The sequence below is a fragment of the Streptomyces sp. NPDC099050 genome, assembly GCF_044759865.1.
In the GTDB taxonomy this organism is placed as follows: domain Bacteria; phylum Actinomycetota; class Actinomycetes; order Streptomycetales; family Streptomycetaceae; genus Streptomyces.
On the sequence record NZ_JBIWAE010000022.1, the window covers coordinates 124,743 to 140,366 of the forward strand.

The following is a 15,624-nucleotide window of genomic DNA, read 5'->3' on the forward strand; positions in this document are numbered from 1 at the left end:
CTCCGGACCGGCACCGCCTCGTCGCGTCTTCTTCTCTGCGTTCTCTGCATTCCCTACAGGCCGTTCACGCGGGCGATCCGGTCGTCACCCGGAGTCGGGCGGAAGTCGGCGGCCACCAGGCGCGCCCGGCGGCCGCCCCGGGCCGGCCGCAGCCGGACCTGGGCCATCAACCGGCGGCTGCGCAGAGCCAGTTCCAGTTCGAAGCGGGTGCGCGGGTCGCGCAGGCCGGGTCCGAAGAGCTTCTCCAGCTGGCGCATCCGGTAGCGGACCGTCTGCGGGTGCACGCTCAGCGCCTTGGCCGCCTCGGGTGCTCCGCCGCCCTCCAGCCAGGCGAGCAGGGTCACTTCGAGGCGTTCGCTCTGGCGCGGGGTGAGGTCCGCTAGCGGCCGCAGCCAGCGTGCGGCGAGCGCGTGGGCCAGCGGCTCGTCCTGGAGCAGTAGCAGGGTCGAGAGGTGGTCGTCCACGAAGACCGTCCGGGCGTCCGGGCCGGACCGGGACTGGACCGGGACCAGTGCGAGCAGGCGGACCGCCCAGCGCAGGGAGGAAGCGGTGTCGCCGGGGGCCACCGGGTGGCCGACCACGGCGAGCCGGCCGCGCAGCACGCCGTCCAGGGCGGTACGGGCCTCCGGGTCGGCGGTGGGAACGAGCAGGCAGGGCCGGCCCGCGACCATCCCGCCGAGGCAGTCGTCGAGGAGGGCCGCGAGCTGCTGGGTCTCGCCGGGCGAGGCCAGGGCCACGGCCCGTACGGCGACGGGGAGGGGCCAGCCGGCCGGACCCGCCAGCTCGGCGAGGGCCGGTTCGCGGTGCGGGGCGTCACCCGTGAGCAGGGCGAAGATCTCGCGCCGGGCGTGCTCGCGGACCGAGCCGAACCGCTGTAAGGGCACGGCTTGGAGCGGTGGCGACTCCCCGCCCCGGAAAGCGGTGTGAGGGTGTGCATGGGCGTGCGGGTGGGGCCGGGCGTGCTCGGCCTCGAAGTCGGCGGCCGTCGGGGTGGCGGGTCCTGGGCCGGGTCCGGGGCCGGACCGGGTCTGCCCGTGGTGGTGCGGAGGGTCCTGTTCGCGGCTCGTGCCGACTGCGCCGCTCCCGCCCGTCTCGCCGGCCCCGTCGATGCCCGTGCAGCCGGCTCCGGGGCCGCCGGCGCCCTCGCGGTAACCGAGGACGGTGAGCAGGGCCCCCTCCATCCTCCGCCTGACCACCTCGTCGCCGATGTCCTCGACGAGCTCCGGGAATCCGGGGACGGTCTCCCGGAGCTCCTCCACCAACCCCGCAGCCACCGTGGGCAGTTCCTTGCGCAGGACCCGGGTCCACTCGCCGCGCGGGCGGGACCAGATGCGGTTCAGAAGTTCGCACATTGTTACCTCGTTCAAGCCGGGGTATGGCCTGCACCGTGGGACGGTGGCAAGCCCGCAGTCCCGCGGCGTCGGCTCGATCGCCGTCGGGGAGGTGCGGCGGCGGATCAGGCGTCAACCCCGTCGCAACCGCACCACTGGAAGGGAATCTTCCGGGGATGTTCGATGCGATGGCTGTGCGAGGGCCAGAAATTATCACGTTTCGATAAATCTCGTGGACGGCTTGCATACCTCCACGATGCTTCTGCACTCCGGCCCCCGCTCCCGGCCGGCCCGGTGGGTCAGGTGCCCATCTCCCGCCCGCCGAGGAGTGGTTGCGACGTCGACCCCCGGGCGCCGAGCGCGAGGTGGAAGTGCTCGGGTCCGGACGTATGGGAGACCACATGCCCCTGCTCCAGCCCCGTCTGTCCGGCCGCTCGCACCGGGCCCGTCGTACGAGAGGCCGCACCCGGCGCCACGCCGGAGCGCGGTCTCCCGCACCATCCGGCCCGGCGTCCCGCGCGGTGTCCCCGGCGGCGTCGAAGCCGGCGACGCCGAGCGCCTCCGGGCGGCGGGCGGTACGTCGTCCGCCGCTGCTGTCCGCCGCCGGGGGGCCGCACCCCGCCGCGCTGGGGGCGGCGGCCCTCGCGGGCGCGGCCGCCCTGCTCGTGGCGGCCCGCGCCGGTGCACTGACCCGGCTGTGGGACTTCCTCGACTACGGCGCCGGTGTGCTCTCGCTGGTCTGCCTCACCGGCGCCGTCCTGTGGGGCCTGGCTGCCACCGACCGCAGACTGCTCGCCTCCGGGCACCGGCTCGTCGCCCAGGCCGTGCACCGGGGCCTGGCCGTCGCCGGACTCGGTTTCCTCCTGCTGCACGTGTGGATCAAGGTCGGGCGGTCCCGGACCGACGCCGCCGCCGTGGTCCTGCCCTTCGCGGACGGCCAGCGCCCCCTGCTCATCGGCCTCGGCAGCCTGGCCGGCTACGGGTTCGTCGCCGTGGCCGTCTCCGGCGCCGTCCGCGGTGCCTTCGCCACCCGGGGGCGCTCGCTCTGGTGGCGCGCCCTGCACATGGCCGCGTACCCGGCCTGGGGGGCCTCGCTCGTCCACGGGCTCAAGTCCGGTCGTCCCGCCAGCGGTTGGGTGACGGCCGGGTACGCCCTGTGTCTGCTCGCCGTCGCCGCCCTGCTGGCGCTGCGGCTGCGCGCGAAGCTCCGTACGCTCGCCGGCGAGGCGCCGCGCACGCGGGCCGGTACGCCGCTGCGCGCGGACCCCGCAGGGCCCTCCGGCGGACCGGCCGCGCCGGCGGCGCCGCCCGCGCCGTCCCCGCCGCACGTGCCCCCCGTACCCTCCCGGGCACCCGGGCAGGCGCCGCCGCACCGGCCGGCGCCCTTCGTGCGCAGGCCCGCGGAGTGGGCGGCGGAGCTGCTGACCGCGCGCCTGACCCGGCAGCCCGGCGCCACGGTGTTCCCCGGCCGCCCGGAACGGGCCGCGGGCCCGGCCCCGGGGTCCTCCGCCGGGCTGAACGGCGCGCCGTCCGCCGGGCCGTCCGCCGGGCCGTCCGCCGGGCTCTCCGCCGGGCTCTCCGCCGGGCCGTCCGCCGACCCGTTCGACGGCGTACGGAGCGGACGGTGAGCGGCTCCGGGACGCGGCCCGCGCTCGGCTGCGTCGGAGGACCGCGGCTGCTGGCCGGACTCGACGCCTCCGAGCGACTCGACCGGGCCGGCCACCTGAGCGTGCACGGCGCGCTGCCCCGCTACCCCGCCGAAGGGCTCGTCGAACTCGCCGAGGGCATGGCCCTCGGCGGGCGAGGGGGAGCGGGCTTCCCCTTCGCCCGCAAACTCCGGGCCGTCACCCGGTCCGCCCGGGGTCAGGACGGGCGCACCGCCGTGGTCGTCAACGGGACGGAGGGCGAGCCAAGTTGCCTCAAGGACGCCGCCCTGCTCCTCTACGTTCCGCACCTCGTGCTCGACGGCGCGCTGGTGGCGGCCGCCGCGCTCGGCGCCGAGGACGTGGTCGTCGGCGTCACCCGCCCGGACGTGGAGCGTTCGCTCACCGAGGCCGTCGCCGAACGGGGCCCGTCCGGGCGGCGCGTGCGCGTCGTCCGGCTCCCCGAACGCTTCGTCACGGGCGAGGGCAGCGCACTGGTGAACGGCCTGGACGGCGGCCCCGCCCTGCCCTCCGGAGACCGGACGCGGACCAGCGCACGGGGCCTCGGCGGCCTGCCCACCCTGCTGTCCAACGCGGAGACGTACGCCCAGCTCGCCGTCGGCGCCCGCCTCGGGGCGTGCGAGTACGGCACGGCCGGCCTGCCCGACGAGCCCGGCACGACCCTGCTCACCGTCGCCGGGAGGACCGTCGTCGAGGTACCGCTGGGCACGTCCCTGGCGTACGTACTGGACCTGTGCGGCACGGTACCCGGACAGGGCGTGCTCATCGGCGGCTTCCACGGCCGCTGGCTGGACCCGGGGGCGGCGCGCGAGGCGCTGATCTCGCGGAAATCGCTGGCGGCGTACGACGCGGTACTGGGCGCGGGCGCGGTGCTGCCGCTGCCCGAGGACACCTGCCCGGCGGGCGAGGTGGCCCGGGTCGCGCGCTGGCTGGCGCGGGAGTCGGCGGGCCAGTGCGGCCCGTGCGTACGGGGCCTGCCTTCGCTCGCCGACGCCCTGGAACGGCTCGTGGCCGGCGGGGGAGGGGCGGCCCTCGACGCGGTCCAGGCCCGGATGCGGGGGGTGCGCGGCCGGGGAGCCTGCTCCCACCCGGACGGCACCTCCTCGTTCGTCGCCTCCGCGCTCGCCGTCTTCCCCGACGAGTTCCGCGACCACGCGCTCGGCAGCGGCTGCGGACGCCGGGTCCTCGGCGCCCTGCCGCTGCCCGCGGACGAGAGCCCCGAACGGCTCGTCGTGGACTGGACGTTGTGCAAGGGTCACGGCCTGTGCGTGGACCTCCTGCCCGATGTGGTGCGGCTCGACGAGGACGGCTACCCGGCACGCGGGGTGATGCCCGTCCCCGGTCCCCTGCGGCCGAAGGCACTGCGCGCGGTGCGCCGTTGCCCGGCACTCGCGCTCCGCATCCAGGAATGAGTTCACGCTTTGGCGAGATCTGACAAATTCCCGCTCCCTTGAATGCGGAGGCCCCCGCAGCCCTTATGAATATCCCGAAGGAATTGCTCCGGATGGAAACCGAAGGAGAGAACCATGGGAAACAGGAGCCGGGCGACCGCGGCCGCCGCGGGATCGGTGCTGACGGTACTTCTGCTCGCGTCGGGATGCGGTGGCGGTGACGACGGGGCCCGCACGGTGACGGTCCGGGCGGCGGGTGCGGAACGGGCGGTGGGCCACGGCCCCGGAGGAGGCGAGGGCGACGGCGACGGCGAGGGGTACGGCGCGAATCCGGAAGCGGACGCGGATGGTGAAGCCGAAGCCGAAGCCGAAGCGGACCTGACTCCGGCCGGAAAGCTGTCGGTCCGGGAGATCCCCGGAGTCGGCAGCGTGGTCACGGACGCGGCCGGGGCCGCGCTCTACCGGTTCGACAAGGACTCCGCCCAGCCGCCCCGCTCGACCTGCGAGGATGCCTGCGCCACCCTCTGGCCCGCGGTACCGGCGGACGGGGCGCAGGCCCCGGCCGGCACGGACGCGGCGCTGCTCGGCTCGGTGGACCGGCCCGACGGCACCCGCCAGCTCACGCTCGCCGGGTGGCCCGTGTACCGGTACGCGAAGGACACCCGGCCGGGGGAGGCGAAGGGCGAAGGCGTTGGCGGCACCTGGCACGCGCTGGCCGCGGACGGCAAGAAGGCGGCGGACGCGGCAGAGGCGGAGGGTGCCGGAGAGGCGGAGGAAGCCGGACCGGCGGAGGGTGCCGGAAAGGAATCCGCGCCACTCTCCGCCGTGGACGACGCGAAACTCGGAAAGCTGATGGTGGACGCCCGGGGGCGCACCCTCTACCGGTTCGGAAAGGACAGTGCCTGGCCGATGAAATTCGGCTGCCTGGACTCCTGCTTGAACACGTGGAAACCCGCCGCACCCGTGGAACGGGAAAAGGCCGTGGGAATTGCCGCCGGGCTCGTCGGATCCGTGGAACGTCCCGACGGAACGCGCCAATTGACGATCGACTGCTGGCCGGTCTACCTCTACACCGGAGACACCGCGCCCGGCCAGACGAACGGACACGGCCTCCAGGGGCTCTGGTTCGCGGTGAACGACGCCGGCGAGAAGATCCCGGCGGCGGGCTGACCGGCCGTGACCTGCACGGGAATCGGGACGCTCCGGGCGCCCCGCGCGATCGCCCTGCTCGCCGCCCTGCTCTGTACGGGCTGCACGGCCGGCGCGGGCAGCACGGGCCCGGGCAGCACGGGACCGGGAAACACGGGCGCGGGCAGCGCCGCGCCCCCGCCCCCCGCCCCCGCCCCCGAGCCGCTGGACCGGATCGCGGCCGCCCTGGGCTGCAGCCCCGAGGTGACGGTCGACGCGCAGGAGGTCCGCGAGGGCGCCTGCGCGGTGGGCGCGCAGGCCTTCCGGCTGGCCACCTTCAGCACGGCGCGGGGCCGTGCCGCCTGGCTGTCGGAATCACGGCAGTACGGGGGCACGTACCTCGTCGGCGAGCGCTGGGTCATCACGGCGCCCTCGGCGGACGCCCTGGCCCCGGCCCGGGCCCGCCTCGGCGGAACCCTGGACTCCGCCCCCGCGCACACCCACGGCGCCGGCGCTCATCCCGTGGTGATCCTGACCACCCAGGTCTCGGCGCCCTGGTAGACGGACGCGACGCGCCGCCGACGCCGGAGAACACGGATGCCCTACGGAAGGTACGTACGGTCGAAGCACTCGTCCGGGCCATGCCCCCGCCCCCGGCAGCAACCCGCCCCGCCCGACGTTGAGCGGAGACTCACAGATGGCACAGCCCACCCCCCTCGCCCTGAAGCCCGGCACGGCCTGGGCCGATGCCTGGCGGCGCGCGCTCGCTGCGGCCCCGGAGGCCTTCCGGGAGGACCGCGTCCTGAACCTCTGGGCCGGCGCCTGGCAGAGCGACGGCCACGCCCTGCCCGCCACCAGCCCCGTGGACGGCAGTCCGATCGCGGGCCCGCCCCGGCTCGACGCGGGCACCGCGGCCAAGGCGGTACGGGCCTCCCTCGACCAGCACTGCGCCTGGCGGCAGGTTCCGCCGGCGGAGCGCCGGGCCCGGGTCGCCGCCGCCCTCGACGTGCTCACCGAACACCGCGATCTGCGCCCTGCTCCTGGTGTGGGAGATCGGCAAGCCCTGGCGCCTTGCGTGCGCCGACGTGGACCGGGCCGTCGAGGGCGTGCGCTGGTACGTGGACCACATCGACGCCATGCTGGAGGGCCGGACACCGCTGGCGGGGCGCCTTCGTCGGCGGCGACCTCCTGGTCCGCGCGGTCACCCTCGGACCCGCCGGCGAACGGCTCCCGGGCAACTTCCCGGAGTACCAGCTGATGCCCTGAGGAGGCGGCCGGCAGGCGCCGAGGAGGCGATGCGCCGGGCCCCGGGCGCTCTGATTACAGTGAGGTCACCGCCGTGCCGCGCGGAACGCCAAGGGGGCGGGCCGCCGCGGTCCGGCAAGAGCCTGGACTGGAATGGAGCCGCAGATGGAGAGTCCCAGCCGTACCGCGCTGATCGAGGACCTGATGGGGCGCTTCCCGCACGTGCCCCGGGAAGCCGTGATCAAGGAAGACCTCCTGCGGGGCGGCATGGCCTTCGACGAGTCCGCGCTCAGCGGGGGCGTCGACGGGTCTTCGGCCGACGTCAAACCGAAGTCCTACTTCATCTTCTCCTTCGACCACCGCACCCTCCCCGAGCTCGGCGCCGCCGCGCTGAACCGGCCCCCGGAGGAGATCGTGCTGACGGGCGGCCCCTACGAGCTGCGCCGCACCGTGGTCTCCGTACGGGTCAACCCGGACTCCCCGTACGTGGTGCGCGGCGGGGAGGACGGCGCGCTCGGCCTGTACCTGGACGGCGTACGGATCTCGGACGTCGGCCTGCCGCCGATGCCGGAGTACTACCGGCACAAGCTGTCGAACGGCAAGTCCGTGATGGAGGTCGCGCCGACCATCCAGTGGGGCTACCTCATCTACCTGACGGTCTTCCGGGTGTGCCAGTACTTCGGCGCCAAGGAGGAGTGCCAGTTCTGCGACATCAACCACAACTGGCGCCAGCACAAGGCGGCCGGCCGCCCCTACACCGGTGTGAAGCCGGTCGAGGAGGTGCTGGAGGCGCTGGAGATCATCGACCGGTACGACACGGCGGGCATCTCCCGGGCCTACACCCTCACGGGCGGATCGATCACCTCCCAGGTCGGCGGCCGCGACGAGGCCGACTTCTACGGTCAGTACGCCCAGGCCATCGAGGAGCGCTTCCCCGGCCGCTGGACCGGCAAGGTCGTCGCGCAGGCCCTGCCCCGCGACGCCGTGCAGCGCTTCCACGACCACGGCGTCAAGATCTACCACCCCAACTTCGAGGTGTGGGACGAGTACCTGTTCAAGCTCCACTGCCCGGGCAAGGAGCGCTACGTCGGCCGCGACGAATGGCACCGCAGGATCCTGGACTCCACCGAGGTCTTCGGACCGCGCAACGTGATCCCGAACTTCGTCGCGGGCATCGAGATGGCCGAGCCCTTCGGGTTCACCAAGGTGAGCGAGGCGATCGCCTCGACCCAGGAGGGCCTGCGGTTCTTCATGTCGCACGGAGTCGTCCCGCGCTTCACCACCTGGTGCCCGGAGCCGACGACCCCGCTGGGCAAGGCCAACCCGCTGGGCGCGCCCCTGGAGTACCACGTCCGCCTGCTGGAGACCTACCGCGCGACGCTGGAGGAGTTCGGCCTGAGCTCCCCGCCCGGCTACGGCCCGGCCGGTCCCGGGCGCGCGGTGTTCTCCGTCTCCTCCTTCATGGACAGCCTGGAGGGGCTGGAGGCGAAGGAGGAGACCGCTTCCTGACCGATGGTGCTCAGACGTCGAGCACCAGGTCCGAGGTCGGCAGGGACTGGCAGGTCAGGACGTCGGTGTCGGGCAGGTCCTCCGAGGGGGTCACCAGGTGCGCCGCCGTGCCCCTGAGCACGCCGCACGCACAGCTCTCGCACTGTCCGACCCGGCAGCCGCTCGGCATCGCGACCCCGGCGGCCTCGCCGAGGGCAAGGAGCGGGCCGTCGTTCTTGCGCCAGACTGCGGTGCGTCCGGACCGGGCGAAGGTCACGGTGTACTCGGCGTCGTCGGGCACGGTCACCTCCCGCCGGGCCGGGCGGAACTTCTCGCTGAACACCTCGAAGCGGGGGACACCGCGAGCGCTCAGGGCGGCGGTGAGGGCGTCGAGCATGGGCTGCGGGCCGCACATGTAGAAGCGGGCCCGGCGGGCGATGAGCCCCGGGTCGATGTCCTCGGCGGTGATGAAGCCGATGCGGTCGTAGTCCCGGCCGGGGACCTCGTCCGGCCCGGGTGCCGCGTAGTGATCGACGATCGTCAACGCCGGTATACGGGAGGCCAGTTCGCGCAGCCGGTCCCGGAAGGGATGGTCGGCCGCGTTGTTGTTGCCGTAGTGCAGCACCACCTCGGGGACCGTGCCGCCGGTGGCCGCGAGGGTTTCGAGGTAGCTGAGGAACGGCGTGATGCCGATGCCGCCCGCCAGGAGCACCACCGGGTTGCCGGTGTGCGTCGGGATGGCGAAGACGCCTCCCGGGCTCGCCAGGTGGAGCCGGTCGCCGACGCGGAGCTCCTCGTGGATCCGGGTGGAGAAGGCTCCGCCCGGGATGTGGCGTACGGCGAGCCCGTAATCGGTGCGGCCGTTCACCAGGGCGGGGCCGGTGAGGGAGTAGCTGCGGCCGTCCGAAGGGTCCTGGAGGGTCCCGTCCGGGTGCTCGGCGCGCACGGTCAGGTGCTGGCCGGGCCGGTAGTCGGGGAGGGCCCCGCCGTCCTCGGGGGCCAGGCGCAGGGCCCGGATACCGGTGCTCACCTCGGTGAGGGCCGTGACGGTGAAGGGGCGGGTCCCCGTCCAGGTGCCGTCGCTCCGCACGGGGCCGATCCGGCAGGCGGCCGCCCGCATCGGTGCGGAACCACTGAGCGGGTCGGTCTCGGCGTGGTCGATGAGCCGGTTGAAGTTGCTGCCGGTGGCGGCGATCGGGTCGGCGCCCGGGAGGGCGAGGTCGGTGGCCTCCTGCCACCAGCCGTACTCGCCGACGACGACCGAGGGATGGAGGGAGTCGTCGAAGCGGGCGCGCAGCCGGATGGAGCCGAGGCGCGTGGCCAGCTCCACCCACTGGCCCTCGCCGATGCCGTGCGCGGCGGCCGTCCGCGGGTGCAGGTCGACCGAGGGGTCGGTGGCCCGGCGGCGCAGCGAGGTCAGGGACCGCTGCTGGCTGTGGACGAAGTACCCGTGCTTGGCGCAGGTCAGCACGAGCGGGTACGCGGCGTCCGTGGGCGCGGGGTCGTGGTGCTCGGGCACCGCCGGGTAGCCGTGCTCCAGCAGCCGCTCGGAGTACAGCTCCACCCGCCGGGTGGGCGTGGCGAAGCCGGTCACGGCATCACCGCCGCCGCTGTTTCCGCCGTCCGCCACGGGGGCGGCGTACTTGCGGTAGGACTCCTCGCGGGGCACCCGGACGCCGCCCGGGCGCCGGCGCAGCTCCTCGACGGTCAGGCCCAGGGGTTCGAGCTGCCAGTTCCAGGCGGCCTCGATGTCCCCGCCGAAGAAGTCGGCGCCCATGCCCAGGCGGCAGGCGAGATCGAAGACGAACTCGGTGTCGCTGCGGGACTCGCCCTGCGGCTCGACCATCCGGGGCCGGAGCTGGACCTGCTCCTGGGCCCGGTGGCCGACCTCGAAGCCGAAGCGCAGGGCCTCGTGCTCGTAGGAGCTGTTGACCGGCAGGACGATGTCGGCGCTGCTGCTGGTGGGGTTGTGGAAGAGGTCCAGGTGGACCTGGAAGTCGAGCGTGCCCAGCGCGCGCGCCGTGCGGTCGGAGTCGGGCTGGGCGACGACCAGGTTGGACCCGAAGCCGATGAGGGCGCGGACGGGATACGGGTGGCCCGTCTCGACGGCGGCGCACAGGTCGCCGGAGTTGATGTAGCCGAAGGCCGGCGGGCCCAGCGGGTGCTTGTCGAGCCCGAGGGCCTTGGCGCGCTGTTCCGGGGCGAACTGGCCGAAGGAAGCGGCCGGGTTGTAGGGCGGGGCGGGGACGACGTGGTTGCCGCCGGGGGCGTCGTAGGACCCGGTCAGCGCGTACAGGGTGGCGAGGGCCCGCTCGGTCTGCGCGGCGTTCGCGCTCTGCCCCACGCCGGTCCACCCGTAGTAGGTGACCGAGGGCGCGGCCGCGATCTCCGCGGCGAGGGCGCGGATCTCCCGCTCGGGGATCCAGGTGTTGGCCGCGACCCGGTCCGGAGTCCAGGGCGCGCAGGCGGCGGCGTACCGCTCGAAGGCGGGCGCGCAGTCGACGACGGAGCCGTCGCGGAGGGTGATCGGGCGGGTGCCGCGCAGCGCGAAGCGCTCGGGGCGGACGGCGGCGCGCGCGGTGTCGTAGGCCTCGGCCCGGCCGTTCTCCTCGTCGAAGACGGCGAAGGCCGTGGGTCCCCCGGGTGTGCCGGGGAGCTCCGCCGCGCGCAGGAAGCGTCCGGTGTCGGCGCGGACGAGGAGGGGGCCGTTGGTCCAGGCACGGACGAAGGCCGGGTCGTAGCCCCCGTCGGCGATGAGTAGGTGGGCCAGGCCCAGGGCGAGCGCGGCATCGGTGCCGGGCCGCACCCGCAGCCAGTGGTCGGCGCGCAGCGCGCTGGTCGAGCGGCGCGGGTCCACGACGGCGAGCTTGGTGCCGGTCGCCTGGGCGGCGGAGAGGGCGGCGGACTGGGCGAGCCAGGTCTTGGCCGGGTTGAAGCCCCAGAGGAGCGCGAGGTCGGCGTTCGCGTAGTCGGGCGGCGGGATCGGCGAGCCGAAGGTGAAGGCGTGGGCGAAGTCCTTGTGCCAGTTGCAGATCTCCGCGCTGTACACCGTGTTCGGGCTGCCGAAGAGGCGTACGAAGCGTTCGATCCACTCGGTGGCGTCCGACACCATGGTCCCCGAGGGCGTGGCCACGGCGAAGGCGACCGACTCGGGGCCGCTCTCGGCGGCGATCGCCCCGATCTTCTCGGCGATCTCTTCCATCGCCTCGTCCCAGGAGACGGGCACCCAGCCCGGGTCCGGGTCGGACTTGGGGTTGGTCCGGCGCAGCGGGGTGGTCAGCCGGTTCGTACTGTGCGCGAGCTCGGGGGCGGAGCGGCCCTTGGGGCACATCGCCGCGCCGGTGGGATGGTCGGGGTCCGGTCGCACGCCGGTCAGGCGGCCGTCCTCGATGGTGAAGATCGCGCCGCAGCGCGACTTGCAGAGGGTGCAGAAACCCCTCTTCTCTTCGCACACGGACACGACGTTCTCCCTGCTCGCGGACCTCCTTCCAGTGGACTTCCCGGCGGACGGGACGGGCACCCGGCGATGGTCGCGAAGGCAGCACCGGAAGACCCGCCCGGCCGGGACCTTCGCCCCGGGCCGAACGGGTCGTTCGCGCTGGTCGCGGGAGGTTCAGGGATGCCGCTTGCGCACCAGGCGGAAGGCGGCGTAGAGGGCCGCGGCGGCCAGGGCGAGGAGGATGGAGGTCTCGATGAGCTGGATTGGCCAGTAGTGGGAGGACGGGTGGAAATCGGCGTACGAAGCGGTGACGTCCACGTCGGCGCGACAGAACCCCCGGGTTTCGGCTTCCGGAGCGCAGTAGTACCCGGGAATACGTTCGCCCGTGGTGCTGATGAGCCCTGTGCCACCCCGCTTGACGGAGCTCGACAGCAGCGACTCCGGTTCCACGGTGTAAGGCGCGGTAGCGGTCACCATGGGAAGGAATGACCACCTCAGTGCGCCCAGCACGAGCAGCACCAGACCCGTCAGGAGACCGGTGACGGCCATGGCGGGCAGGGTGCGCCGGATCAGCTGTCCGACCAGGGTGCCGAGAGCCACGCCGAGCAGGCAGTAGCCGACGAGCACCGGGCCGGTGGCCTCGTACACTCCGCGCTCGTACCAGTGGAGCGAGGACGTGTCGGAGACCCGGACCCATCCGAGGCGGTAGATCCCGATCAGGGCGAGGGAACCGAACACGGAGACCACGGCCGCCACCAGGACCTTCGAGCCGAGCCAGGCCTTCGCCGTCGTCGACTGGGTGAGGGCGAGCCGCCAGGTCCCGCTCTCCAGCTCGCGGGCGACCATCGGACCGGCGACGAGGGCTCCCACCAGCAGCGGGAGGAAAGGCAAGGTGCGGCCCGAGTACATGATGCAGAGCCGGAGGAACTCCCACACTTCGTACTCGACCGACGCGTCGATTGGCTCGAACTCGGGATTCCGGCTCCAGGCCCGCAACGCGATCATTGCGATGAGGCTCGCGCCCAAGAGCGCGGGCACCGCCCACAGCACCCGCCGGTGCTGGCAGGCCACCACCCAGTACGGCCCCTTCAGCATCAGCGTGCTCATGCCGCCACCCCCTCGGCGGCATCGGCGTACACGGCGAACGCCGGGGCTTCGGGCGCGCGCAGATGGGCGAGCAAGAGTTCCTCCAGGGACGGGTGGGTGGTCTGCCAGGTGCCGCTGTCGACGGGGCCGCGGGGCCGTACGAGCGCCGTGAGCTGCCGGCCCGTCGTGCGGGCCTCGACGACGGTGTGCGCGGAGAGTTCCTCGCGGGCGGCGGCGGGGCCGGTGAGCAGCAGGTGCGCCGCGCCGAGCTCGTCGATGGGGCCGGAGAGTCGGACCCGGCCGCCGTCCACCAGGAGGAGGTGGTCGCAGGCGCCCTCCAGCTCGGTGAGGATGTGCGAGGACATCACCACGGAGGTGCCGTTCTCGGCGGCGTCGGCCATCAGCGTGCCCATGAGCCGGTGCCGGGCGAGCGGGTCGAGGTCGGCCATCGGCTCGTCCAGCAGGAGCAGGCTCGGGCGTTTGCCGAGGGCCAGGGCCAGGGCGACCCGGGTGCGCTGCCCGCCGGAGAGCGTACGGATCTTCGCGTGCGGGTCGAGGTCACCCGCCTCCACGATCTGCTCCGCCCTGCCCGCGTCCCAGCGGGCGGGGTTGAGCTCGCTTCCCATGCGCAGCGTCTCGCCGACGGTGAGCTGCGGGTAGAGCGGCTTGTCCTGGGCCACGTAGGCCAGTTCCTCGCGCAGCACCGAGCGGAGGTGACCTTCCGTCGGTGACACGAGCCCGGCGGCGATGGTCAACAGGGTGGATTTTCCGGCCCCGTTGGGTCCTACCAGTGCACAGACCCGGCCCTCGGGCAGCCGGAAGGAGCAGTCGCGCAGCGCCCACTTTCCCCGGCGTCCGTAGCGCAGGCCGAGGCCGTCCGCCTCGATCACGATGTGCGTCATGCGTCTTCGTCCCCCTTGAAGTGCTCTTCCAGTACGGCCGAGAAGAGCGCGGCCGCGTCGTCCCGCTCCATCCCGGCCTCCCGTGCCCGCCGCGCCCAGTCGGCGAGTTCGGCGCGCAGCGGTGATTCCGCCGGAGCGCCGCCCAGGGACTTGCGGATGAAGGTGCCCAGGCCCCGCTTCGCCTCGACGAGCCCTTCGCGTTCCAGCTCGCGGTAGGCCTTGAGGACGGTGTTCGGGTTGATGGCCGTGGCCTCGACGACCTCGCGGGCGGTCGGCAGCTTGTCGCCCGGCTCCAACAGGCCAAGGCGCAGGGCCTGTTTGGTCTGCTGGACGATCTGCAGGTACGTGGCGATGCCGCTGCGCCGATCGATGCGGTACTCGAGCACGACAACACCACCCTTTCACTAGGCAAGTAGTGAAAGGGTGGTGCAGGGGAGTGCTTCTGTCAACTGTCCTTCGCCGGCTCAGGCGAAGGCGGGGTCCGGAATCGAGCGGCGCAGCGTCGGCGCGATCTCCGACTGGAACAGCGTGAGGGAGTCCCGGTGCTGTGCCTCGGTCAGCCCGCCCGGCTCGGCCTGGAGGTGCAGGACCGTGTGGCCGAACTCCTCGTGGTAGCGGTGCACCTTCTCGATCACCTGCGCGGGGCTGCCGATCAGGGCCGAGCTCCGCCCGACGAAGTCCTCCAGGGTCGGGAACACCGGATCCAGGCCCTGCGCGGCGTGGGCGGCGAGGTAGCGCGCGAAGGCGGGCCGGTACGCGGCCACCGCACCCTGTGAGGTGGCCGCCGTGTGGAAGCCCGCCGTGCCCGCGCCCACGACCGCGTGGGCCGGATCGTGCCCGTAGTGCTCCCAGCGCTCGCGGTAGTGGCGGATCAGCGCTGCGTACGGGCCGATCGGGTGGGTGACGTTCGCGGAGAAGAGCGGGTCGCCGTAGCGCGCCGCGAGATCCACGGACTCCCGGCTCGTTGCGCTGCCGTGCCATACGCGCAGCGTTTTCTGGCACGGCCGGGGCAGCACCTCGGCGCCGGTCAGCGCGGGCCGGAAGCGGGGCCGCGCCGTCACCTTGTCTTCGCTCCAGATCCGGCGGAACAGTTCGTAGCCCTCCGAGTTGCGCTCCCACTGGTCCTCGGAGCTCACGTCGAAGAGCTCGCGCTGCGCGGTGCCGTTCCCCTTGCCGATCATCAGCTCGAGCCGGCCGTCGCTGAGGTGGTCGAGCGTCGCGTAGTCCTCGTACGCCCGCACCGGGTCGAGCAGGCTCAGGGTGGTCACGGCGGTGTACAGCCGGATGTGCCGGGTCAGGGCCGCGATGTGGGAGAGCACCACGGGCGGCGAGGACGACAGGAACGGCCGTTCGTGGCGCTCGCCGACCCCGAACCCGTCGAAGCCGAGCTCCTCCGCCAGCAGGGCGGCGGAGACCACCTGGCGGAACCGCTCGTGCGTGGGGGTGGGGGCGCCCGTCGCCGGATCCGTGCCGTCCGTGATCAGGGTGATGGCCAGGAATTTCACGCCGGCGCTCCTCGGAAATGACAGGCCCGAAATACGGGACGCGAAAATGGCGGCAGTATGAAAAGGAAATCGACGGCGTTAAATTCGTGTGGCGACAATGAGCCTTTTCCAACCTCATGTTGAGGCGTGGTGGAGGACGAGGATGGCCTTCACGATGTCGGTGATCCGGTTGGTGCTGCAGCGGAGCTTCCGCAGGAGGCGCCAACCCTTCAGCACGGCCATGGCCTGCTCGCCGACGCAGCGGATCTTGGCGTGACTGCTGTTGTGCCGTCGCTTCCAGCGCTTGAGCCGGCGGCCCCGGAAGGGGACTCGGATGTGCCGGCCGGCGCCTTGGTAGGCCTTGTCCGCCAAGCACTTCAGGCCCACGGAGGCGAGCGCGTCGACGATGCCATGGCTTCGGGCCGCGGTCAGGTCGTGAGTGGCTCCGGGCAGGGCTGGTGACGCC

Annotated in this window: 12 protein-coding genes and 1 pseudogene; 6 read left to right on the top strand and 7 right to left on the bottom strand. The window is 73.3% G+C overall.

Features of this window, described 5'->3' with window-relative positions; all coding sequences use genetic code 11:
• Positions 1–53 precede the first annotated feature (53 nt).
• A complete protein-coding gene (locus ACIQV3_RS31115; RefSeq protein ID WP_403717798.1) occupies positions 54–1,352 on the bottom strand; it encodes a PucR family transcriptional regulator in 1,299 nt (432 codons plus the stop codon).
• Positions 1,353–1,732: 380 nt separating this feature from the next.
• On the opposite strand from ACIQV3_RS31115, the gene ACIQV3_RS31120 reads away from it, so the two are divergent.
• The 6 genes and pseudogenes from ACIQV3_RS31120 (at position 1,733) to ACIQV3_RS31145 (ending at position 8,268) form a co-directional block, all read left to right on the top strand.
• A complete protein-coding gene (locus tag ACIQV3_RS31120; RefSeq protein WP_403717801.1) occupies positions 1,733–2,959 on the top strand; it encodes a hypothetical protein in 1,227 nt (408 codons plus the stop codon).
• Entirely contained in the window at positions 2,956–4,407 is a 1,452-nt protein-coding gene (locus tag ACIQV3_RS31125) for an NADH-ubiquinone oxidoreductase-F iron-sulfur binding region domain-containing protein (protein WP_403717806.1), read from the top strand. The genes ACIQV3_RS31120 and ACIQV3_RS31125 overlap by 4 nt, the downstream gene beginning before the upstream one ends.
• Positions 4,408–4,521: 114 nt before the next feature.
• Positions 4,522–5,556 carry an SCO0930 family lipoprotein gene (locus ACIQV3_RS31130; protein WP_403717809.1) on the top strand — a complete coding sequence of 345 codons (1,035 nt, stop codon included), beginning with the start codon at positions 4,522–4,524 and terminating at the stop codon, positions 5,554–5,556.
• Between the two features lie 6 nt (positions 5,557–5,562).
• Positions 5,563–6,075 carry a hypothetical protein gene (locus ACIQV3_RS31135; protein WP_403717812.1) on the top strand — a complete coding sequence of 171 codons (513 nt, stop codon included), beginning with the start codon at positions 5,563–5,565 and terminating at the stop codon, positions 6,073–6,075.
• 136 nt (positions 6,076–6,211) lie between these two features.
• Positions 6,212–6,680 (top strand): annotated as a pseudogene (locus tag ACIQV3_RS31140) (aldehyde dehydrogenase family protein); the annotation flags it as partial.
• 244 nt (positions 6,681–6,924) lie between these two features.
• Positions 6,925–8,268: a radical SAM protein gene (locus ACIQV3_RS31145; RefSeq protein WP_403717815.1), complete on the top strand. Its 1,344-nt coding sequence runs from the start codon at positions 6,925–6,927 to the stop codon at positions 8,266–8,268.
• A 10-nt stretch (positions 8,269–8,278) separates the two neighbouring features.
• On the opposite strand, the gene ACIQV3_RS31150 is transcribed toward ACIQV3_RS31145, so the two are convergent.
• The 6 genes from ACIQV3_RS31150 to ACIQV3_RS31175 all read right to left on the bottom strand — a co-directional run.
• Positions 8,279–11,707 (bottom strand): molybdopterin-dependent oxidoreductase, encoded by a 3,429-nt coding sequence (locus ACIQV3_RS31150; RefSeq protein WP_403717818.1) that lies wholly within the window; start codon positions 11,705–11,707, stop codon positions 8,279–8,281.
• A gap of 153 nt (positions 11,708–11,860) precedes the next feature.
• On the bottom strand, positions 11,861–12,793 hold the full coding sequence (locus ACIQV3_RS31155; RefSeq protein ID WP_403717821.1) for an ABC transporter permease: 933 nt from the start codon (positions 12,791–12,793) through the stop codon (positions 11,861–11,863).
• On the bottom strand, positions 12,790–13,674 hold the full coding sequence (locus tag ACIQV3_RS31160) for an ABC transporter ATP-binding protein (RefSeq protein WP_403717823.1): 885 nt from the start codon (positions 13,672–13,674) through the stop codon (positions 12,790–12,792). Before ACIQV3_RS31160 ends, ACIQV3_RS31155 begins: the two co-directional genes overlap by 4 nt.
• The gene (locus tag ACIQV3_RS31165) at positions 13,671–14,060 is read right to left on the bottom strand and encodes a GntR family transcriptional regulator (RefSeq protein WP_327302412.1); all 390 of its coding nucleotides are present in this window, start codon (positions 14,058–14,060) and stop codon (positions 13,671–13,673) included. The genes ACIQV3_RS31160 and ACIQV3_RS31165 overlap by 4 nt, the downstream gene beginning before the upstream one ends.
• A gap of 78 nt (positions 14,061–14,138) precedes the next feature.
• Complete coding sequence (locus ACIQV3_RS31170; RefSeq protein ID WP_403717827.1) at positions 14,139–15,179, bottom strand: LLM class flavin-dependent oxidoreductase; 1,041 nt, start codon at positions 15,177–15,179, stop codon at positions 14,139–14,141.
• 114 nt (positions 15,180–15,293) lie between these two features.
• Positions 15,294–15,624, bottom strand: a 331-nt coding sequence (locus ACIQV3_RS31175; RefSeq protein ID WP_403717830.1) for a transposase family protein, incomplete at its 5' end; no start/stop codon positions are given.

What these genes read in the sequence shown, in the direction of transcription:
- ACIQV3_RS31115 (WP_403717798.1), bottom strand. Translation starts at nt 1,352, where the DNA reads ATGTGCGAACTTCTGAACCGCATCTGGTCCCGCCCGCGCGGCGAGTGG.
- ACIQV3_RS31120 (WP_403717801.1), top strand. Translation starts at nt 1,733, where the DNA reads ATGCCCCTGCTCCAGCCCCGTCTGTCCGGCCGCTCGCACCGGGCCCGT.
- ACIQV3_RS31130 (WP_403717809.1), top strand. Translation starts at nt 4,522, where the DNA reads ATGGGAAACAGGAGCCGGGCGACCGCGGCCGCCGCGGGATCGGTGCTG.
- ACIQV3_RS31145 (WP_403717815.1), top strand. Translation starts at nt 6,925, where the DNA reads ATGGAGAGTCCCAGCCGTACCGCGCTGATCGAGGACCTGATGGGGCGC.
- ACIQV3_RS31155 (WP_403717821.1), bottom strand. Translation starts at nt 12,793, where the DNA reads ATGAGCACGCTGATGCTGAAGGGGCCGTACTGGGTGGTGGCCTGCCAG.
- ACIQV3_RS31160 (WP_403717823.1), bottom strand. Translation starts at nt 13,674, where the DNA reads ATGACGCACATCGTGATCGAGGCGGACGGCCTCGGCCTGCGCTACGGA.